The sequence below is a fragment of the Streptomyces sp. ITFR-21 genome (assembly GCF_031844685.1).
Classification (GTDB): Bacteria; Actinomycetota; Actinomycetes; order Streptomycetales; family Streptomycetaceae; genus Actinacidiphila.
On sequence record NZ_CP134605.1, the window covers coordinates 6,093,992 to 6,114,759 of the forward strand.

Sequence of the window (20,768 nt, forward strand, 5' to 3'; positions counted from 1 at the left end):
GTCCCTAGTCCGTCGCAGCTCAGCCCGGCCGCGTGCCGGTACGCCATTGGAGATACAGATGATCCACGTCGGTGTCCTGGAGAGCAATCTCTCCGGTTCCGGGTTCGAAGGTCTGCAGATCATCAAGGAACTCGACTGCCGCGTCACCTTCTTCACCCGTGACCTGGACCGCTACCTCGAAGTGCCGGGCGGCCCGGCCTACTTCGACGCCTACGTCGACGAGATCGTGCACTGCGAGACGAACATCCTTGAGGAACTCCTCCCGCATGTACACGAGATCGCGGCCAAGCAGCCCTTCGACGCGTTCCTGACCCTGGCCGAGTACGACGTCGTGGTGGCCGCCGAGGTGGCGGTCCTGCTCGGACTGCCCACGGTCAGCGTCGACGGCGTCGCGCAGGCCCGCAACAAGGCCTTCATGCGCCGCCGCTGCGCCGCGGCCGGCGTGCCGATGCCGGCGTTCCGCGCGGTGCAGACCCCGGCCCAGGCGGAGTCGGCCGCGCTGGAGATCGGCCTGCCCTGCGTGGTGAAGCCGGCCGACGAGACCAGCAGCGCCGACGTCCGGCGGGTGGCGACCGCGGCGCAGGCCGCCGAGCACGTCGCGCTGATCCGGTCCCGAGTGGAGAACACCCGCGGCCAGAGCCGCTACCACGAGCTGCTGGTCGAGGAATACCTGAGCGGCCCCGAGGTCAGCGTCGAGGTGCTCGCCGAGGGCGACCGGTTCGAGGTGCTCGGCGTGACCGACAAGTCGGTGGGCGGCCAGGGCTACTTCGTCGAGATGGGCCACAGCTTCCCCTCCGGCCTGCCCGAGCCGGTCGTACGCGCCTGCGGCGAACTGGCGGTGGACGCGCTGCGCGCGGTCGGGTTCGACCTCGGCATGGCCCATGTCGAGATCAAGGTGACCGGGTCGGGACCCAAGCTCATCGAGATCAACCCGCGGCCCGCCGGCGGCAAGATCACCTACCTGGTCGACCGCGCCCTCGGCATCAGCTCGCTGGAGTTCGTGATCCGGCAGTACCTCGGCCAGCCGCTGCCGGCCGAGGTGGTGCCCGCCGAGCCGGTCGGCGGCGCCGCCATCCGCTACCTGACCGCCCCGCCCGGCCGGGTGGTGTCCGTCAGCGGCCAGGACCGGGCCGCCGCGCTGCCGGGCGTACTGGAGGTCACCCTCAAGCCCAAGCCGGGCGACGTGCTGCGGGAACTGCGGCGCAACGGCGACCGGGCCGGGCACGTGCTCGTGGTGGCCGAGACCGCCCAGCTGGCCCAGCGCACCGCGGAGGCCGCCGCGCACGAGATCGTCATCGCGACCGAGCCGGTCCGCCGGCGCCCGGTCGCCGACGCGCTGGTCGACCTGATCGGCGGTACGCCGCTGCTGCGGCTGCCGCTGGACCGGGTCCTGGACGAGGCACTCGGCGACGCCACCGTGCTGGCGAAGCTGGAGCTGTTCAACCCGTGGTCCAGCAGCAAGGACCGGGCCGCCCTGTCGATGCTGCGCGGCGCCGAGGAGAACGGGCTGCTCACCCCGGGCAGCGGCACCGTCATCGAGGCGACCTCGGGCAACACCGGTATCTCGCTCGCTGCGTTGGCGGCGGCCCGCGGCTACCGGTGCCTCATCGTGCTGCCGGACAACGCCACCCCCGAGCGGGTGGGCATCCTGCGCTCGCTCGGCGCCGAGGTGGTGCGGACACCGCACACCGGAGGGTACGCCGCCGCGGTCGAGAAGGCCGAGGAGATCCACCGGGAGACCCCCGGGTCGTGGTTCTGCCGCCAGCACGACAACCCGGACAACGTACGGGCGCACTACGAGTCGACCGGCCCGGAGATCTGGGCGGACGCCGAGGGGCGGATCGACGTGTTCGTCTGCGGGGTCGGTACCGGCGGCACGCTCAGCGGCGCGGGCCGGTTCCTGCGCGAGCGCAACCCCGCGGTCCGCATCGTGGCGGTCGAACCCGAGGGGTCGCCGCTGCTGTCCGGCGGCGACCCCGGCCCGCACGGCATCCCCGGGTTCAACGGCGGCTTCATCGCGCCGACCACCGACCGGGACCTCATTGACGAGGTGATCACGGTCTCCGACGCCGACGCGCTGCACACCACCCGGCGGCTCGCGCTGCGGGCCGGCCTCATGGTCGGTGTCTCGGCCGGCGCGGCCGTGCACGCGAGCGGTGTCGTGGCCGGCCGTCCCGAGTACCGGGGCAAGCGTGTGGTGACCCTGCTGCCCGACACCGGCGAGCGCTACCTGAGCCTGCTGGGCCGCGAGGCCGAGCCGGTGCTGACCGGCGCCACCGACAGCGGCGGCGCCCGGTGACCGCCTCCGCCCCCGCACCTGACTCCGCTCTCGCCCCCACACCTGCCCCCGTCCCCGCCCCGACCCCCGCCTCCGTCCCCGCCTCTGTCCCCGCCCCGACCCCCGCCTCCGTCACCGCCTCCGCCGACGACCGGCCCCGCCTGCTCATGGTGATGCCGTACCGGCAGTTCGTACGGAAGGCGAAGGCGGCGGGCTTCTGGGTCGGCGCGATCTGGGACACCCGACTGGAGACCCCCGACTACCTCGACGACGTACGCGAACTGGCGGACGTCTTCGTACTGACCGACTTCCGGGACGAGGAACTCCTGCGGGACACCGTCCGGACGGTGGCGACCGAGCACCACGCCTCGGTGATCTACCACATCGGCCGCGAGGAGACCATGGTCAGCGCCTACGAGGTCGCCGAGGAACTGCACGCCGAGCTCAACCCGTCCGCCGCGATCCGGCTGCTGGCCGACAAGCACGCCATGCGCGAACTCCTCGCCGAGCACGGCCTGTCCGCGGTGTCGTACGCGCTGGCGCCGACCCGGGACGAGGTGCCGGACGCCGTCCTGCGGGTCGGCTGCCCGGTCGTCGTCAAGCCCACCGCGCTCGCCGGCAGCCGCGGGGTGTTCCTGTGGCGGGGGCCGCAGGACCGCGCCGCCTGGACCGAACTGGTCGACCGGTACGGGTACGACGGCCCGTTCCTGGTCGAGGAGTACCTGCGCGGCCCCGAGTACAGTGTGGAGACGCTGAGCAGGGACGGCGGGCACCGGGTCGTCGGTATCACCGAGAAGCTGCTCGGACCGCCGCCGCTGTTCGTGGAGATCGGCCACGTCCATCCGGCGCCGCTGCCGGCCGACCGCGAGCGCGCCATCGCCGACCTGACGACCCGGTTCCTCACCGTGTGCGGGTACCGGTTCGGCCCCGCGCACACGGAGGTGATCTGGACGCCGCGGGGCCCGCGCATCGTCGAGTCGCAGGCCCGGCTCGGCGGGGACCGGATACCCAGGCTCGTCGAACTGGCCACCGGTCTTGACATCGAGCAGGCGATCTTCACCGGCCTGGCCGGCAGGCCCGCCGAGCCGCCCGCGCCGACGGCGACGGCCATCGTACGGTTCTTCACCTTCCCGCCCGGCCGGGTCGACGAGCTGCGCGGCCTGGAGGCGGCCGGTCGGCTCGGCTACGTCGACGAGCTGACCGTACGGCTGCGGCCCGGTGACACCGCGCCGGCGGTCGTCGACTCCAAGAGCAGGCACGGGCACGTCATCGTCTCCGGCGCCTCCGCGCAGGAGGCGCGGGCCCGCTGCGAGCAGGTGCTCACCACCATCGAGGCCGTCATCGACGGAACGCCCGCACGGGCGGACGGCCGGGCCGAGCCGCTCAGGACACCCGCGTAGGCCGTCAGCCGCGAGGTTCCCCACCACGGAGAAAGGCAGTGATCATGCAGTGGTCCGTCCCATCAACCAGGAGGTCGGCATGACCGCCCCCGGCACGGACGCACAGGTGCTGTTCGTCGGCTACAACGCGGCCTACCTGCGCGCGATCGACGGGAGGGTGCCCAGCGGATCCGTCGTGGTGATCGAGGAACCCGACATCATCCGCAAGCGGAACCTGCGCGACGCGCCGACCGGCTTCGACTGCCTGGAGCGGATCGTCCCGGCCCGGTACCAGCAGTCGGCCGAAGCCCTCGACACCGCCGTCGAACTGGCCGCCGTACGGCCGGTGGCCGCCGTCGTCCCGGGGCTGGAGTACGCGGTGCCGGCGACGGCCGCACTGGCCGCGAAGCTCGGGCTGCCCGGCGCGACCGAGCCGGCCGCGCAGGCGCTGCGGGACAAGGTGCGGCTGCGCGAGGTCGCCGGGGCCGGCGGTGTCCGCAACCCGCGCTGGCGGGAGGTGCACGGGCCCGAGGACATCCTCGCCTTCGCCGGCGACGGCCCGGTGGTGGTCAAGCCGGCCAACCGGCAGGCGAGCGTCGGCGTACAGCTGCTGGACTCCGTGGACGCCGAGACCGCCGCGCGGGCGTGGGCGCGGACCTCGACGGCCGCCGAGTACGAACAGGTGCCCGACCGGGAGCTGACGTGGCGGTTCCTGGCCGAGGAACGCCTGCGCGGCCCCGAGTACAGCGTCGAGGCACTGGTGCGGCGCGGCGAGATCATCTTCGAGAACGTCACGGCCAAGACGGTCATCGAGGGGCCGTACCCGGTCGAACTCGGCCATCTGCTGCCCGCCCCGCTCGACCGGGACGCGCAGGAGGCCTTCGGGACGGCCATCCGGGCGCTGGTCACCGCGATCGGCTTCCGGACCGGCATCCTGCACGCCGAGTGGATCCTGACCGACGCCGGCCCGACGCTGGTCGAATGCGCCGGCCGCTGCCCCGGCGACTACCTGATCGACCTGATCGACCTGGCCTACGACACCCGGATCAGGGTGGACCTGATCGACCTGCTCGCCGACCGCCCGGTCACGCTGCCCCGCTCGCCGCGGCGGACATCCGCGATCCGGTTCCTGGCCGCCGCGCCGGGCACGGTGACCGAGGTGGCCGGCGTGGACACCGCGCAGGCGCTGCCCGGGGTCCACGCCGCCGAGGTGGACGTCGAGGCCGGGCAGGAGGTCCGGCCGTGGGCGTCCTCCTGGGACCGGGCCGGCCACGTCATCGCGACCGGGCCGGACGCGGCCGCCACCCGGCAGCGCGTCCTGGACGCCGACGCGGCCATCCGCATCACCACCGGCTGAGGAGGACCTGTGTCTGCTCTGTGGCAGCGCGTCCGCGGTCTGCGCGGATCCATACCGGGCGGCCCGGTCGGACTGCGGCTGGCCGTCATGGCGATCATCGACGCGGTGGGCACGGGCGCCTTCCTGGCCGTCTCGGTGCCCTTCGTCACCACGTCGGTCCACCTGTCGTCGGGTGACCTCGGCGCCGGCCTGGCGCTGGCCGCCGCCATCGCCCTCGGCACCGCGATCCCGATCGGGATGGTGGCCGACCGGATCGGCCCGAAGAAGGTCCTGATCGGGGTGAGCCTGTGGCGCTGCGGCTGCTTCCTGGCGTACCCGTTCATCCGGAACCTGTGGCAGTTCCTGCTGGTGGTGTGCCTGCTCGGCCTGGTCGACAAGGCGGCGGCGCCGATGGAACAGGCCCTGGTCGGGCAGGCGGTGCCCACCACGGAACGGGTCAAGGTGATCGCGGTGCTGCGCTCGATGCGCAACGTCGGCTTCACCCTCGGCGCCCTGCTGGGCGGCGTCGGGCTGCTGATCGGCACCAGGACCGGGTACGCGGTGATCCTGCTGCTCAACGCGGCCTCGTTCGCCGTGCTCGCGACGCTGGCCTCCCGGCTGCCGCTGCTCAACGCCCCGGCGGCGAACCTGCGCCGGCGCTTCTCGGCCAGCGTGCTGCGCGACGGGTCGTTCCTGTCGTTCTCCGGGATCAACGCCGTACTCACCATGCACATGACCCTGCTCAGTATCGGCATCCCGCTGTGGATCGTCGGACACACCGACGTCTCGGCCGCGCTGATCGCCCCGCTGCTGGCGGTCAACACCGTGCTCGCGGTGGTCCTGCAGGTGCGGGCCAGCCGGGGGACCGAGACCATCCCCGGCGCCGCGCGGGCACTGGTGCGGGCCGGGGTCTCGCTGGCGGCCTGCTGCCTGCTGCTCGTCGCGGCGCCGAAACTGCCGGTCGCCGCCGCGGTCGGGGTGCTGCTGCTGGCCATGATCGCGCTGACCGGCGGCGAGCTGTGGCAGTCCGCCGGCGGCTGGGGCGGGTCCTATCTGCTCGCGGTGCCCGGCCAGGAGGGGGTGTACCTCTCGGTCTTCTGGCTCGGGGTGAGCGTGCAGCAGATCGCGGCACCGGTGGTGCTCAGCCTGGTGGTCACCGTCGGTACCACGGCGTGGATCGTGCTGGCCGCGGTGTTCGCCGCCAGCGGCCTGGTGGCGCCGGCCATCGGCCGGTGGGCGCAGGCACAGGAAGCCGGCCGGGCGGAGCAGGATCCGAGCCTGACGCCCGCCTCGTAACCGCCGGCGTACGCAGACCCGTCGCCGGCCGCCGCTTGTCAACAACCAAGGAGAGACATGTCGATTCCACTGTTCGTTCCGCCGGGCGAGGGCGAGTTCGTCAACATCCGCGACACCAAGCGGACCTACCTCAAGCTCACCACGCCCGACAGCGACGGCGAGTTCGGCTTCTTCGAGCACCACATGGCCCCGGAGGCGTCCGGCGCCAGCCCGCACGTGCACAAGAAGGCCACCGAGATGTTCTACGTGGTCCAGGGCGAGATCGAGTTCACCATCGGGGACCGCAAGGAGGTGGGCACGCCGGGCGCGTTCGCCTACGTCCCCAAGAACGCGCCGCACGGTTTCACGAACGTGGGCTCGGAGGCCGCGACGCTGCTCATCATGTTCTACCCGATGAACAACCGCGACGACTACTTCCGCGGTCTGGAGCGCCTCACCCGCAACGGGCGCAACCCGAGCCTGGAGGAGCTGCAGGAGCACATGGCCACGTACGACCAGTACATGGTCTGATCCGCCAGGGGCCTGATCCGCCGATCCGCGCCACCGCACGAACAGGGTCCGGGCCCGGCCGCGACAACCGCCGCCGGGCCCGGGTGCCGCGCGCTCGGCGCGGTCAGTCGGCCGTAACCGCCCCGGTACGGAACCGGCGGTGCAACGCACGGATTTCGTCGGCGAGTTCGGGGACGGGACCGGCCACATCGAGGCCGGGGGCGACCTCCTGGACGGACAGCGCGGCAACCGGCGAGCCGCCGGACACGCCCAGTTCGGCCAGCCAGCCGCGGGCCTGCCGGGACGAGCTCACGTACACGATCCGGCCCAGGCCCACCCATCCGTGCGCCGCCGCGCACATCGGGCAGTGCTCACCCGAGGTGTAGACGGTCGCCTGGGCCCGCTCCTTCGGGCCCAGGTTGGTCGCCGCCCACCGGGCGAGTTCGAACTCCGGGTGGCGGGTGGGGTCTCCGCTGGTACGTTCGCGGTTGCGCTCCTCGGCCAGGACCGTGCCGTCCGCGTCGACCAGCACGGAACCGAACGGCTCGTCCCCGGCGTCCACCGCCTCGGCCGCCAGCTCCACACAGCGGCGCAGATACGGCAGGTCGGCCTCGCTGACGGCGGCCGCGCGGTCGGCGTCGCCCTGGGAAAGGTCGTGGTCGTCGAGGGTCACTGCTGCTCCGTATCTCTGCGTGTCTCCGTGTGTCCCCGCGGATCCCGTCGGATCTGTGGGGCGCCGGCGCGCCCGGCGCTCGGCCGCGGCGGCAAGGCGCCCACCGGGCCGCCGCGGGAGCGCCGGTCGGGCCGTTCCGGGCCCGGGGGAGACTCTAGGGCCTGTCGCTCGGATTTGCGGGGGGCGGCGGAGCGGGGTCCGGTGCGTTCGGCTGCACGGTGGAGGAGGGCGGCGGTGTGGTGTGTCGCCGACCGGCGCGAACGCGGCGGACGCGCGGGCCGGGGCCCGCGACGCCGCGCGGATCCCGCCGGCAGACCCTGGGCCCCGCTTGCGGCCGGGGACCTGCTGTCGGCCGGGCTGCGGCCGGCCCCCGGGGCCGGGCCGCTCCGGCCCGCGGGACTCGGGCGACCGGAGCGGCTCCGCGGCGGGCCCGCGGGATCAGTGCGCCCGGCCGGCGTCGACCGGCGGAGCGGGGCGGAAGTCCGTCAGGTGCAGGGGGCCGTCACCCGTCAGCCGTTTGGCGAAGGGGAGCGGACCGCCCAGGGACTCCGGGTCGGCGGCGAGGTCGAACAGCGCGGTGTAACCGGTGGACAGGTACAGCGCCTTGGCCTCCGGCTGGCGCGGCCCGGTGGTCAGGAAGACCCGTGTGTATCCGGCCGCGGCGGCGGCCTGCTCCAACTCGGTGACGACCCGGCGGGCCAGACCGCCGCGGCGGTGCGCGCTGTGCGTCCAGATCCGCTTCAGCTCGGCGGTCTGCCCGTCGAACCGGCGGTACGCGCCGCCCGCGACCGGCTCGCCGTCCCGCAGCAGCAGGAGCAGCAGCCCGCCGCCCCGCGGCTCGAACTCCTCGGCGGGGTAGCGGGCCATCTCCCGGCCGACCCCGTCGAACGAGGGGTAGCGGGTGCTGTACTCGTATTCCAGTTCACGCAGCAGCGGCTGCGTCAGCGGATCGGTCAGCGTGGCCGTCCGCACCTCGTAGCGGGGGGTCGTGGTGGTCATCGGCGGGTTCCCTCCGCGTCGCGCTTGGCGACCTCCTCGCGGACCAGCGGGATGACGTGCCGGCCGAAGTCGATGGCGTCGCCCAGCAGGTCGTAGCCGCGGGCGGAGATGATGTCCACGCCCAGGTCGTAGTAGTCCAGCAGGGCCTGCGCCACCGTCTCGGGGGTGCCGACCAGGGCGTTGGAGTTGCCGGCGCCGCCGGTCGCCGCGGCGGTCGGGGTCCACAGCGCGCGGTCGTAGCGCTCGCCCCGCTCCGCGATGGCGATCAGCCGCTGCGAGCCGGTGTTCTCCGGCGCCGCGCCGGCCCGGCGCTTCCAGGCGCCGGACGCGCGGCGCTCCCCGATGGCGGCGACCGTGCGGTGCGCCTTCTCCCAGGCCAGTTCCTCGGTGGCGGCGATGATCGGCCGGAAGGCCACCTGGATACGCGGCGGGGTGTCGCGCCCGGCGGCGAGCGCCGCCGCCTTGACCGCCTCGATCTGCCGCGCGGTCTCGGCCAGCGGCTCGCCCCACAGCGCGTAGATGTCGGCCACGGCGCCGCCCGCCGCGTAGGCGGCGGGGGAGGAGCCGCCGAAGGAGATGTCCGGCCAGGGCTGCCGCACCGGGAAGACGTCGGACACGTAGTCGTTGAAGCGGTAGTGGGCGCCCTCGTGGTCGAAGGGCTCGTGCTCGGTCCACACCCGCTTGACGATCTCGATGTACTCCCGGGTGCGGGAGTAGCGCTCGTCCTTGGTCAGGAAGTCGCCCTCGCGCTGCTGCTCGTGGTCGTTGCCGCCGGTGATGAAGTGGACGGCGAGCCGGCCGTCGCTGATCCGGTCGAGGGTGGCGAACTCCCGTGCGGCGAACGTCGGATACGACACGTTCGGCCGGTGCGCCAGCAGGATCTGCAACCGTGCGGTGTGCGCGGCGATGTACGCGGCGGCGGTGCCCGGTTCGGGCGAGCCGGAACCGTAGGCGAACAGCACCCGGTCCCAGCCGTGGTCCTCGTGGGCGCGGGCGAGCTTGAGCGTGTACTCCTTGTCGAAGGACGCCCCGCTGCGGGGGCTGGTCTCCGAGCCGTCGTTGGTGGCGGCGATACCGAGGAACTCGATGGGCATGACGGGCCTTTCCGTGCGGAGACGGTGTCGGAAGCGCGGGTGGCGGGCTCGGGGCGGGGGCGGGCGTGCGGTGCGGTGGCGGACGGCGGGCGCGGCACGGTCACTCATGGCCGGCCCGCCGGGTCGGGAGCCGGTCGCCGCCGGGCGGCTCAGCCGCGGGCCGCTCGGCCGCAGCCCGGTCGCCCGCGACCGCACGGCCCACCGAAGCCGCCGGGGGCGCGGCGGTCCGGCCGGCCACCGCCCGTGGCGGCGACAGCGCCGGCAGCGGCCCGGCGGCGGGCCGGCGCCGCAGCCAGAGCGCCACGGCCAGGGCCGACAGCACCGCCGCGCCCCCGCCCGCCGCCAGCCCCCAGCGCACCCCCGCGTGCTGGCTGAGCCAGCCGATCACCGGGCCGCCGAGCGGCGTACCGCCCATGGAGATCACCGTGTAGACGGCCATCACCCGGCCCCGCACACCGTCGCGCACCTCCGTCTGGACGAAGGCGCTGACCGCCGTGTTGAGGATCATCAGGGTGAACCCGACCGGTACCAGCAGGGCCAGATACGTCAGGTAGGACGGCGACAGCGCGGTCAGCGCCTCGCTCGCCCCGAACAGCACCGCCCCGGCCACCACGGTCCGCACCCGCGGCGCGACCCGCCGGGTGGCCACGATCGTGCCGGCGATGGTGCCCACCGACAGGGCCGTCGACATCAGGCCGAGCCCGCCGGCCCCGACATCGAAGACCCGGCCGGCGAAGAGCGTCATCGTGGTCGGGAAGTTCACCGCGAAGGTCGAGACCATGCCGAAGATCGCGAACGCGCCGAGCAGTTCGGGCCGCTGGGCGACGTACCGCAGCCCGTCGGCGCCGGCCCCGGCCCACGGCGTCCGTACGGCGGGCGCCGGCCGCCGCCGCGGACGGATCGACAGCAGGCCGATCAGGACCACCAGGAAGGACACCGCGTTCACCGCGAACACCCAGCCGGTGCCGACCGCGCCGATCAGCACACCGGCGACGGCCGGCCCGACCAGCCGGGCCACGTTCAGCGACAGGATGTTCAGCCCGGCCGCCTTCGGGATCAGCCGGACGCCGACGAGTTCGGTCACGAAGGACAGCCGGGCCGGGTTCTCCACCGTGAACACGCAGCCCAGGCAGAACGCCAGGGTGTACAGCAGCCACAGCGGCGGGTGTCCTGCCAGTACCGCGACGGCGAGCACCAGCGCCTGCACCGCGTACAGCGACTGCGCCACCAGCAGCAGCCTGCGCCGGTCGCAGCGGTCGGCGAGCACACCGCCCCACAGGCCGAACAGCAGCACCGGAGCGAACTGCAGCCCCGCGGTCCAGCCGACCGCGGTCCCGCTGCCGGTGACGGTGAGCACCAGCCAGTCCAGCGCCACCCCCTGCATCGCGCTGCCGGTGTTGGAGACCAGGCCCGTACTCCAGTAGACCCGGTAGTCGCGCACCCGCAGCGCGGCGAACACCCCTTGCGGGGCGGTGCTCTCGAACACCGTACGTCCCCTCTCGTCGAGTTCCGCCGGACGCCGTCGAGCGGCGCCGGATCCGGGCGGGGCGGTGCGCCGCGGGGCGGGGATGCCCGGCGGGCGGTCCCCGCGGTCGCGGTGACCTGGTGGCAGGGGAGAGGGCACACCACCGGGCCGTCACGGCGACGGTGCGGCGATGAGCCGGGGGGAGGGTGCGGCGGGGGCGGGCGACCGGCCTCAGCGGGTCCGGCGCGCCCCGGGACACAGCGCGCTGCTCACCCGGAGCAGATCGACGTGGATCCGCGCGGCGCCCAGTTCGAAGGACCCGTACGGGCGACACGCGCTGCCGGAGCGTCGTACCCGCACGTACCCACCTCGCGCTCATCCGGTCCGGTGGGCCTGGTGTCCACCGGACGGTCCGTCCTGTCCTGTCGGGCCGTCACCTGGCGGACAGCGGCCACACCGGGGGCGGGGAACCGCCGGTCAGCGGGCCGGGGCCGGGCGTCGACACGCACAGCCGTCGATCACGCTAACCGCTCGGCGGATATTGGGCAATGCCTGCCGCGGGGTGGACGGGGGCGCCCCCGGTGTCGCCGGGGGCGCCCCCGCCGGGGCTCACGGGCGGTTCAGCGGCGCAGCGCCCGGCGCGCGAGCCAGTTGCCGAGGAACTGGCCGGCCTGCACGATCACCACGATCGTGGCGACGGTGATGTACACGACCGGCCAGTTGTACCGCTGGGAGCCGTAGGTGATGGCGAAGTCGCCGAGCCCGCCGCCGCCGAACAGGCCGGCCTGCGCGGACATGTCGACGACGGCGACGAAGATGAACGTGTAGCCGAGGATGATCGGGCCCAGCGCCTCGGGGATCAGCACGGTCACCAGGATGCCGAGCCGCCGGGCGCCGGCCGCGCGGGCCGCCTCGATGACCCCGGGGTCGACGGTGAGCAGGCTCTGCTCGACGATCCGGCTGACCGCGAAGGCGGCGGCCAGCGACAGCGCGAAGGTCACGGCGTTGGTGCCGATCGTGGTGCCGATGGTGTGCAGCATCACCGGCTGGATGGCGGTGAGGAAGATCACGAACGGCACCGGGCGCACCACGTTGACCAGGACGTTGACCGCGATGAACACCGCGCGGTTGGCCAGCAGGTTCCCCGGCCTGGTCGCGTACAGCACCAGGCCGAGGCCGAGACCGAGCACGCCGCCGGCCAGCACGGAGATGAGGACGATGTAGAACGTCTGCCGGATCGCCTCCCGGTAGACCGGCAGGTTGGTGACGAACTCGTGCATGTCAGGAGTCCTCCTCGATCAGGTCGACGCCGTCGGCGCGCAGCGCCGCCAGTGCCGCGTCCACGGCGGCGGCCGTGCCGACGAGGTCGAAGGTGAGACTGCCGACAGGCCGTTCCTGGAGTTCGCCGATGCCGCCGAAGACGATCTCGGCGGCCACCTTGTGGTCCAGGAACACCCGGGCGAGGTCGGTCTGGAACCCGGTACGGTCCTGGACCCGGACGGAGACGATCCGGCCGGTGTGCCGCTGGCGCAGCCGGGCCAGCGTCGCCGCGGAGGGGCGTTCGCGCAGAGCGGCGCCGATCAGCCGCGCGGCGGCGCCGCTCTGCGGATGGGCGAACACGTCGTAGACGCTGCCGTGCTCGACGACACGTCCGGCGTCGAGCACGGCCACCCGGTCGGCGACCGCCCGGATCACGTCCAGCTCGTGGGTGATGATCACCACCGTGACGCCGAGGTCGCGGTTGACCCGGCGCAGCAGCGCCAGCACCTCGCCGGTGGTCTGCGGATCCAGCGCGCTGGTCGCCTCGTCCACCAGCAGCAGCGAGGGCTCGGTGGCCAGCGCGCGGGCGATGCCCACCCGCTGCTTCTGCCCGCCGGACAGCTGTTCGGGGTGGTCGTGCGCCCGGTCGAGCAGGCCCACGAAGTCCAGCAGCACCGCGACCCTGCGGTCCCGCTCGGGCTGGCCGACCCCGGCCACCTTGAGCGGGTAGGCGACGTTGCCGGCCACCGTGCGGGACCGGAACAGGTTGAACTGCTGGAAGACCATCCCGATGTCGCGCCGCACCTGCCGGCGGTCCCGCTCGGCCAGCGCGGTGAGATCGTGGTCGCCCACCCGCACCGTGCCGGACGTCGGCGTCTCCAGGCCGTTGATGAGCCGCACCAGGGTGCTCTTGCCGGCGCCCGAGTGCCCGATGATCCCGAAGACCTCCCCCTTCCTGATCTCCAGGTCGACGCCGTCGAGCGCGACGAAGGGGGTGCCGCGCCGGCCCTTGCCGGGGAAGGTCTTGCGCACGCCGTCCAGCCGGACGTGCACCTTCCCCGGCGTGCCCGACGACTCGCTGCCGGCCATCGACTCCCTTTCCCGCACGGCTACTTCTTCGCCGCCTCGGCCTGCTTCTGCACCGTCGCCAGCTCGGCCTGCAACTCCGCGGGGGACACCGTGCGGAACACCGCGGTGCCGCTGTTGGAGGTCTGCACGCCCTTCTCCACCGAGGGGTCGTGGTAGAGCGCGGCGAGCTTGAGGTACGTCTCGTTGTCCTTGTCGGCGGCGCGGGAGACGAAGATGTTCACGTACGGCGCGGCGGCGGAGCTCGCCGGGTCGTCCTGGAAGATCGCGTTGGACTGGGCGAGCTTCGCGCTGGTGGCGTAGTTGTTGTTCACGATCGCGGCGGCGACCGAGCCGCTCTGCAGCGCGCCCGCGGTCTGCGAGGCGTCCAGGGTCACCACGTCGACCTTGTGCGTCTCGATGTCCGAGGTGCTGGAGAACGCCGTTCCGCCGTCCTTGAGCGTCAGCAGCTTCGCCGCCTGGAGCACCAGCAGGCCGCGGGCCTCGTTGATCGCGTCGTTCGGGATCGCCACCTTCACCCCGTCCGGCAGCGCCGACGGCGAGCTGTACTTGAGCGCGTACAGCGGCAGCGGGTAGACGGCGGTCGCGCCGATCGGCTGGAGGTCGTCGTGCGCCGTGACGTTGTAGTTCGCCAGGTACTGGATGTGCTGGAACTCGTTGAGGTCGAGCTGCTTCTCCTTCAGCGCCGGGTTCGGCTGGCTGTAGTCGTTGAAGTTGACGTACTTCACGGTCACGCCCAGCTTCTTCTTCGCCAGCGACGCGAACGTCTTCCAGTACGGCTGGGAGGCGTCGGTGACACCGATGCTCACCGTCTTGGCGTCCGACCCGCCGCCGAACGACAGCACCAGGCCGACGACCAGTCCGGCGACCAGGACCACCGCGACGGACGCCAGCCAGGTGACCCGCCGACGGTTCCAGCGGCGCGGCGGCAGCTGCGGCTCGTTCGACGGCTCATCCGCTACGGACGATTCGGACATGACAAAACCTCCAGAGAAACGCACTGGTGCGCAGAAGGGGGAAGGACGGGGAAAGGGCGGAGCGGAGGAACCGGACGGTGCGGATGGGGACGCCGACCGGACCACGGCGCCGGGCACGCGGGCGCGGGCCGGGACCGGGGCTGTCGGCTATGGGTTGCGGCGATCCGCGCACGCGGCGGCCGGGACCCCCTCAGGGGGTCGACGCCTCAGTGAGCGGTCCGCGGTGACTGCTCGTCAGTGACAGAGACAGCTGGCGACTCGCGCGTAGTCGATCGTGCGTCGACTCGTCAGATACGCGGTGTCCATGCCATCACCCTAACAGCCCAGCGACGTGGAACGGGACGCGTTGGGTAGCCGCGCGGTCACGGCGGGGCGGCAGAAACGCCGAAACAGGCAAGTAGCGGGTCCGGCCCGAGGTGCCGGGCGGCTCCGGGCGGCAGCCCGGATGGCTGGACCGGTGGCCGGACCGGTAACTAGACCGGTGCCCGGGTCAGGGGATCGGCGGGGGACCGGCGGGGGACCGGCGCCCGACCCGCCGGACCGCATCCCGGTGCCGGATCCCCGGCCCGGAGGTCTCCCGGAAGCCGGCTTCTGCCGAACGCATCGGGCGAGCCTGCGGGGCGGTGGCTCGGAAATCAGCTCGGGCCCTACTGCTTCACATCCGGTGTCCCACGGGGGGGCGCCGTGGAGTGATATCCAGGGAAGGCCCCGTATGAGCTCGCGTAAGGCTCTCAAAATGAGCCCAAGTGCCGTTCGCCGCCACCCAATCCGGGTCGACCCGAACGTGGGTGTGATATACCATTTTCATAGCCTATGTACGTCACATGATGATTCCTGTCCAGGTTCGTATCGGCCGGACGGCACGGCCCACGGCACTGATCGAATGAGTACCGCATGGACTCCTCTTCACCGGGCGGCACCCCCGGCACCCCCGGGCTCGACATGAACGCGGTCAGCGAGGCACTCGCCGGCCTGATCCCGAGGCCCGGCCGGGAGTCGGAGGACAAGGAGCAGATCCTGGGGGCGATCACCGTCGACCGGGACCTGCGGATCGTCAGCGCCAACCTCGCCCCCCGCTGCTTCGACGGGCTCAACGCCGTCCCGGGCACACCGTTCGTGGATTTGCTCCCGCCGAGCGACGTGCCCGCGGTCACCCGCCGGCTGCGCCGCGTCGTCCAGACCCGCGACCCGCATGTGGCCCGCCTCCAGCGGCTTCCCAGGTCGGACGGCTCGGAACTGCTCGTCTCGCTGAGCATCCTGCCGTCCCCGCCGCCCGACGAGGGCCTCACCATCTCCTTCATCGACATGGCACGGCGCTTCCACCTCTACGCCGCCGCCTCGTCCATCGGCACCACGCTCGACATCGGGGACACCGCCCGCGCGCTCGCGACCTCGCTGCTGCCGTGGGGCGACGTCGTGGCGGTCTCCCTGGACTACAACGTCTGGACCGGGGAGCAGGTCGAGGACCGTATGCGGCTGCGCCGCGCCGCGCTGGCCCCCGAGCGCGACTGGCCGCCGGGATTCCTGACCCCCGGCGAGGAGCTGCCGCAGCAGGCCCGGGTGTTCCTGGGCCAGAGCGAGGGAAGCCACGACGTGCAGGGCACCGTCGTGCTGCCCGACCGGGCCGCGATCGAGCGGGCCCTGGGCGGGGACGCCGAACTGGTACGGGCCCTGGTGCCCGAGGACGGCCCGCTGTGCATGGCCGGCGTCCCGCTGGTCGTGGACGGGCCGGACGGGGAGGGCCCGATCGTGCTGGGCGTGGCGGAGACCTGGCGGCGCCCGGACGGGCCGCTGGGCCCGTTCGCCGAGGACCTGATCGACATGCAGGAGCTGGTCTCCAGAACGGCCGGGAGCGTCGACAACGCGCGCCGGCACCAGCGCGAGCACGCCCAGGTGCTGGCTCTTCAGCCCCGGCTGCTGCCGCCGTCGACGACCGGCACGATAGAGGTCGCCAGCGCCTACGAGCCCACCGCTCCCGACAGCGCCGGGGTGGGCGGGGACTGGGTCTCCAGTTTCCCGCTGCCCGGCGGCCGTACCGCGCTGGTGGTCGGCGACGTGGTCGGGCACGGTCTCGGCGCGGCGGCGGCCATGGGCCAGCTCAGCATGGAGGCGCGCGCCCACCTGTCGGCCGGTCTGCCGCCGGACCAGGTGCTGGCCCGCCTGGACGAGACGGTGGCGCTCCTGGACGACTCCGAGGCGGGTCTGCCGGACGGCTACAGCGCGCTGAACAGCACGTGCTGCATCGTGTGCTACGACCCGGTGGCGCACCGGTGCGTCATGAGCAGCGCCGGGCACATGCCCCCGGTCCTCGTGCACCCCGACGGCCGGGTGGAGATCGTCAACCCCCGCCCGCACCCGGGGCTCGGCACCGCCTTCGTCTCCGAAGAGCCGTTCGAGGCCAGCGCGTTCACCGCGGAACCCGGTTCGCTGATGGCGCTGTACACCGACGGGCTGGTCGAGAGCGCCTCGGTGTCGATCGAGGAGGGCATCGGCGCGCTGGCGCGGGCGCTCGCCCGGATACGTCCCGGGGACGACCTCAAGGCGGCGGTCGCCCGCACCGTGGCCGGCCTCGACCCGCGGGGGCAGGGCCCGCGCGACGACGTGACGCTGATGATCGCCCGGCTGGTCGGCAGGCCCGTCCGGGACGTGGCCACGCTGCCGCTGTCCCAGGGCGACGTGCGCGGCGTCCGCCGCGCACGGTCCCTGGTGTCCGCCCGGCTGCGCGGCTGGGGGCAGCCCGGGCGGGTGGACGACGCCATGCTGGTGGCCGACGAGCTGGTCGCCAACGCCCTGCGCCACGGCGGCGGGCAGGTCACGCTGCGGCTGATCCGCACCGGACCCGGCAGCGTCGTGTGCGAGGTCGGCGACGGCGGCAACGCCCGGCCGTGGCGGCGCCGCACCGGCTCCCTGGACGAGCGCGGGCGCGGTCTGTCGGTCGTGGAGACGGTCGCCGACCGGTGGGGCGTCCGCTGGGAGGACGACGGCGGCAAGACCGTCTGGGCCGAACTGAACTCCTGACGCCGCCGCACACGGCGGCCGGAGGCGGGAACCCACCGGGAGGGGTGGGGAAGGGGCGGAGGGCGGCGGCAGGGAGGGCTACAGCCACTCCGCCTCCAGGGCCGTGGCCGTCAGTCCGGGCGCGGCCGCGTAGAGCACGGTACGGGAGCCGGCTTTGGGGCCGGAGCGGTGGGCCCGCTCGACGATGTCGAACACGGCGGCGCCGCCGCGGTTGCCGGTGCCGTAGCTGTCCCGGCTGTGCGCCAGCAGGCCGGCGGGCCAGCTTTCGGGCATGGTCTGCTGCATGTACTCCAGCACCCGGGTCCCGCCGGGGTGCGCGAGCAGCAGGTCGGGGTGCCAGTCCGGATCCGGGTGCCGGGCGCGCAGCCACTCCCACATGGCCAGGACCGTACGCTGCACGGCCCGCGGCCCGGACCGGTCCATCAGGAAGTGCACGCCGTCGTGGCGGGTCTCCAGCCGGTGCAGGCCCATGGTGTCGGGCAGCGTGTGGTGCCAGGCGGCGTCCAGCCGCAGGCACACGCCGGGGCGCGGGCGGCCGGTGACCACCGCGGCGACCGCGGTGTCCGCGAACAGCAGCCGGGTGATCAGCGACTCCAGGGTGTCGTCGGCCGACTGGTAGGTGGTGCTCAGCGCCTCGGATACGACCACCAGCACCTTGCGGTCGGGGTCCGCGGCCACCAGGTCGGCGGCCAGCGCGAGCGACCGGGTGCCGGCTATGCAGGCCCACTGGCTGGCCGGCAGCAGCAGGACGTCGTCCCTCAGCCGCAGCCGGTTGGACAGCGCCACGTCCAGGCCGGGCAGCGCGGGGGTGGTGGAGTGGCTGGTGATCAGGCAGTCCACGTCGGCCGGCGCCAGCCCGGCCACCTCCAGCGCCTGACGGGCCGCGCGTTCCCCGTACGCCTGCACCGCCTCCCACGCGGGGGCGTTGCGTTCCTCGATGGTGCGGGGCGCGGGTATGGCGCTCAGCGCGGCCACGGCCCGGTCGACGTCGCCGTCGGTGAAGCCGCCGGCGGCCAGCGCGTGCCGGGCCAGGGGCTCGTCCGGCATCCGCAGTCCGGTGGCGGCCGGTGCGGACGCCTCTTCCAGGCTGCGCATCCAGCGGCGGGTACGGATCCCGGTGGCGGCGGCGATCGATTCGATCCGCGACAGCCAGGGCGCGAGCGGGTGGCGGGCCCGCACCTCCGCGAGGATGTCGACGGTTTCCACGGTGTGTTCCCCGGCGACCACGGCCGGAGGAAAGAGATAAGCAGGCACAGAACCCTCCAGATTGCCCGGCCATGGTACGGCCGATGTGGGGCAGCGTAATACCGTATGACGCGATTGTTCCGCCGCGTGCGGGGTCGGGGCCCGGTGCCGGCGGACGCCCGGCGGCCGGGCCGGGCACCGGACGGGCCGGAACGGCGCGGACGCGGGCGCCGGACCGGCCCGTGCACCCGATCGGTCCCGCGGGGGTGGCATCGCCCGCCGCGGCGGGCACCGATCAGCTGTCCGCCGGCCGCCGGCACCGTCGCGGCCCGCCATCGCAGCAGCAGGAGGAGTACGCCGTGACCGCATGGACGAACGACGAGCTGTCCCGGATCGAGCACGCCGACGAACTGGAGATCGCCCCGCTGGGCGGTGACGGCACACCGGGCCGGCCGGTGCCGATCTGGGTGGTCCGTGACGGAGACCACCTCTATGTCCGCTCCTACCGGGGCGAGGGCGGCGCCTGGTTCCGCGCCGCGCGGGCGAGCCGCGCCGGCCGCATCCGGGCCGGCGGCGTCGCCAAGGACGTCGCCCTCGTCGAGGAGAACGACCCGGCCCTCGGCGACCGCCTGGACGCGGCCTATCGCACCAAGTACAGCCGCTACGACGCCACGTACGTGGACCCGATGGTCGCCGAGGGCGCCCGCCACGCCACCCTCAGGCTCCTCCCGCGCTGAACCGCTGCCGCGACCCGCCCGCCCGCGCGTGGGGGCGGGCGGGCGGTGGCCCGGGGCGAGGCCGGGACGGGGACGGAAGAAGGATCCGGGGGGACCCGGGAGGACCCGGGGGAGGGATGGAAAGCGGCCGGTACAGCCCCGCGGGTGCGGGGCCGCCGGCCGAGCGGGTGGACGAGGGGTCAGAGTGCGACGGCCGGGGGCTGGGCCGGCTCGACGACCTGGGGGGGCAGCTCCTTGAGCCGGGTGACCGGCGACAGGACGAGCGCCACGATGACGGCGGCCGAGAAGACCGCCGCCACGATCAGGGCGTTCCTGGCGCCGATGGCGCCGGCGATGAGGCCGGCGGCCAGACCGCCGAGCGAGCCGCCGCCGAAGAGCAGCGTGCGGAAGCACGCGGTCATCCGGCTCATCATCGACTGCGGGGTCGTGGTCTGCCGCAGGCTGACGATGATGACGTTGGCGATGCCCAGGCCCAGGTAGGTGGTGAAGAACGACACGACGGCCAGCACGACCGCCACCGCTTTGTGGGACGTGCCGGCCACCACGATGACCGTCGGGCCCAGCAGCAGCGCGGTCTGCGCCACGAAGTAGGTGCGGCCCAGGTGGAAGCGGGCGATCACCCGGTGCGAGAGCATCGCGCCGATCAGCCCGCCGATGGAGGACATCGCGAAGATGGCGCCCAGCGTGGACGAGCTCAGGTGCAGGTCGTGCGTCCCGTACAGCAGGAACATGGTCCACACGGTGATCATCGAGAAGTTGCAGCAGAAGCCGACCATGGCCAGCCAGCGCAGCACCGGGTTGCGGAACACCCAGTCCAGTCCCTGCCGCAGCTCGATCAGGATGTTCCGCTTGGGCGGCGTCGGCGGCAGCGGCTCGCGGGTGCGCACCAGCAGCAGCGAGACCACCGACGCGGCGTAGGAGAACGAGTCGACGAGCAGCGCCACCGGCGCGGTCAGCGCCGCCACGAGCACGCCGGCCAGCCCCGGGCCGGCCACGTCGGAGACCGAGGAGCTGACCCCCATCTTGGCGTTGGCCTCGACGTACTGGCGGGAGTCCTTCACCAGGGTGGGCACGTACGGCATCCAGCTGACGTCGAACAACACGGAGGAGACGCCGACGGCGCAGGCGATGACGAGCAGCGCGGCCATGTTGAGCGAATCGGTCCAGTTGAGCACAGTCACCAGCGCGATCAGCGCCATCCGCACCAGGTTGGTGCCCAGCATCACGCTGCGCCGCCGGTGCCGGTCCACCCACACGCCGAACAGCAGCGACAGCCCGATGTAGGGGACGAGTTGGAGGAAGCGAAGCAGTCCCACCTGCTCGTCGGTGGCGTTGAAGGCGTAGATCGCGGTGAGCGGCAGTGCCAGGTTGGTGACCTGGGTGCCGAGCAGGGACAGGGTCTCGCCGAGCCAGAACTTCAGGAAGTCCCGGTTGCCCCACAGGCTGGGCACGGCGGCGTCGGAGGCCGGTTCGGTCTCCGGTTCGGTGATGGACAA

Annotated in this window: 17 protein-coding genes and 1 pseudogene; 8 read left to right on the top strand and 10 right to left on the bottom strand. The window is 73.3% G+C overall.

What is annotated here, in order from left to right:
• Nucleotides 1-58: 58 nt before the first annotated feature.
• From RLT57_RS27185 to RLT57_RS27210, 6 genes and pseudogenes are all read left to right on the top strand, one after another.
• Nucleotides 59-943 (top strand): annotated as a pseudogene (locus RLT57_RS27185) (ATP-grasp domain-containing protein); the annotation flags it as partial.
• A 99-nt stretch (nucleotides 944-1,042) separates the two neighbouring features.
• Entirely contained in the window at nucleotides 1,043-2,299 is a 1,257-nt protein-coding gene (locus tag RLT57_RS27190; RefSeq protein ID WP_399129956.1) for a pyridoxal-phosphate dependent enzyme, read from the top strand.
• Nucleotides 2,296-3,678: an ATP-grasp domain-containing protein gene (locus RLT57_RS27195; RefSeq protein ID WP_311299879.1), complete on the top strand. Its 1,383-nt coding sequence runs from the start codon at nucleotides 2,296-2,298 to the stop codon at nucleotides 3,676-3,678. Before RLT57_RS27190 ends, RLT57_RS27195 begins: the two co-directional genes overlap by 4 nt.
• A 49-nt stretch (nucleotides 3,679-3,727) precedes the next feature.
• Nucleotides 3,728-5,014 carry an ATP-grasp domain-containing protein gene (locus tag RLT57_RS27200; protein WP_311299880.1) on the top strand — a complete coding sequence of 429 codons (1,287 nt, stop codon included), beginning with the start codon at nucleotides 3,728-3,730 and terminating at the stop codon, nucleotides 5,012-5,014.
• A gap of 9 nt (nucleotides 5,015-5,023) precedes the next feature.
• Complete coding sequence (locus RLT57_RS27205) at nucleotides 5,024-6,289, top strand: MFS transporter (RefSeq protein WP_311299881.1); 1,266 nt, start codon at nucleotides 5,024-5,026, stop codon at nucleotides 6,287-6,289.
• 57 nt (nucleotides 6,290-6,346) lie between these two features.
• Nucleotides 6,347-6,799: a cupin domain-containing protein gene (locus RLT57_RS27210; RefSeq protein ID WP_311299882.1), complete on the top strand. Its 453-nt coding sequence runs from the start codon at nucleotides 6,347-6,349 to the stop codon at nucleotides 6,797-6,799.
• Nucleotides 6,800-6,902: 103 nt separating this feature from the next.
• On the opposite strand, the gene RLT57_RS27215 is transcribed toward RLT57_RS27210, so the two are convergent.
• From RLT57_RS27215 to RLT57_RS27250, 8 genes are all read right to left on the bottom strand, one after another.
• On the bottom strand, nucleotides 6,903-7,451 hold the full coding sequence (locus tag RLT57_RS27215; RefSeq protein ID WP_311299883.1) for a nucleoside deaminase: 549 nt from the start codon (nucleotides 7,449-7,451) through the stop codon (nucleotides 6,903-6,905).
• Nucleotides 7,452-7,889: 438 nt separating this feature from the next.
• Complete coding sequence (locus RLT57_RS27220) at nucleotides 7,890-8,450, bottom strand: GNAT family N-acetyltransferase (RefSeq protein WP_311299884.1); 561 nt, start codon at nucleotides 8,448-8,450, stop codon at nucleotides 7,890-7,892.
• Nucleotides 8,447-9,544, bottom strand: coding sequence for an LLM class flavin-dependent oxidoreductase (locus RLT57_RS27225; RefSeq protein ID WP_311299885.1), 1,098 nt, complete (start codon nucleotides 9,542-9,544; stop codon nucleotides 8,447-8,449). The genes RLT57_RS27220 and RLT57_RS27225 overlap by 4 nt, the downstream gene beginning before the upstream one ends.
• A gap of 100 nt (nucleotides 9,545-9,644) precedes the next feature.
• Complete coding sequence (locus RLT57_RS27230) at nucleotides 9,645-11,030, bottom strand: MFS transporter (protein WP_311299886.1); 1,386 nt, start codon at nucleotides 11,028-11,030, stop codon at nucleotides 9,645-9,647.
• 210 nt (nucleotides 11,031-11,240) lie between these two features.
• Complete coding sequence (locus tag RLT57_RS27235) at nucleotides 11,241-11,369, bottom strand: putative leader peptide (protein ID WP_311299887.1); 129 nt, start codon at nucleotides 11,367-11,369, stop codon at nucleotides 11,241-11,243.
• 260 nt (nucleotides 11,370-11,629) lie between these two features.
• Complete coding sequence (locus RLT57_RS27240) at nucleotides 11,630-12,289, bottom strand: methionine ABC transporter permease (protein WP_311299888.1); 660 nt, start codon at nucleotides 12,287-12,289, stop codon at nucleotides 11,630-11,632.
• 1 nt (nucleotide 12,290) lies between these two features.
• Nucleotides 12,291-13,376: a methionine ABC transporter ATP-binding protein gene (locus RLT57_RS27245; RefSeq protein WP_311299889.1), complete on the bottom strand. Its 1,086-nt coding sequence runs from the start codon at nucleotides 13,374-13,376 to the stop codon at nucleotides 12,291-12,293.
• 2 nt (nucleotides 13,377-13,378) lie between these two features.
• Nucleotides 13,379-14,332 carry a MetQ/NlpA family ABC transporter substrate-binding protein gene (locus RLT57_RS27250; protein WP_311299890.1) on the bottom strand — a complete coding sequence of 318 codons (954 nt, stop codon included), beginning with the start codon at nucleotides 14,330-14,332 and terminating at the stop codon, nucleotides 13,379-13,381.
• 894 nt (nucleotides 14,333-15,226) lie between these two features.
• On the opposite strand from RLT57_RS27250, the gene RLT57_RS27255 reads away from it, so the two are divergent.
• Nucleotides 15,227-17,350, top strand: a complete 2,124-nt coding sequence (locus tag RLT57_RS27255; RefSeq protein ID WP_311299891.1) for an ATP-binding SpoIIE family protein phosphatase — start codon at nucleotides 15,227-15,229, stop codon at nucleotides 17,348-17,350.
• Between the two features lie 78 nt (nucleotides 17,351-17,428).
• Here RLT57_RS27255 and RLT57_RS27260 read toward each other — a convergent pair whose 3' ends face one another.
• Nucleotides 17,429-18,604, bottom strand: coding sequence for a type III polyketide synthase (locus tag RLT57_RS27260; protein WP_311299892.1), 1,176 nt, complete (start codon nucleotides 18,602-18,604; stop codon nucleotides 17,429-17,431).
• Nucleotides 18,605-18,894: 290 nt separating this feature from the next.
• Here RLT57_RS27260 and RLT57_RS27265 point away from each other — a divergent pair, with 290 nt between their 5' ends.
• Nucleotides 18,895-19,272, top strand: coding sequence for a DUF2255 family protein (locus RLT57_RS27265; RefSeq protein ID WP_311299893.1), 378 nt, complete (start codon nucleotides 18,895-18,897; stop codon nucleotides 19,270-19,272).
• Nucleotides 19,273-19,451: 179 nt separating this feature from the next.
• On the opposite strand, the gene RLT57_RS27270 is transcribed toward RLT57_RS27265, so the two are convergent.
• Nucleotides 19,452-20,768 carry an MFS transporter gene (locus RLT57_RS27270; protein ID WP_311299894.1) on the bottom strand — a complete coding sequence of 439 codons (1,317 nt, stop codon included), beginning with the start codon at nucleotides 20,766-20,768 and terminating at the stop codon, nucleotides 19,452-19,454.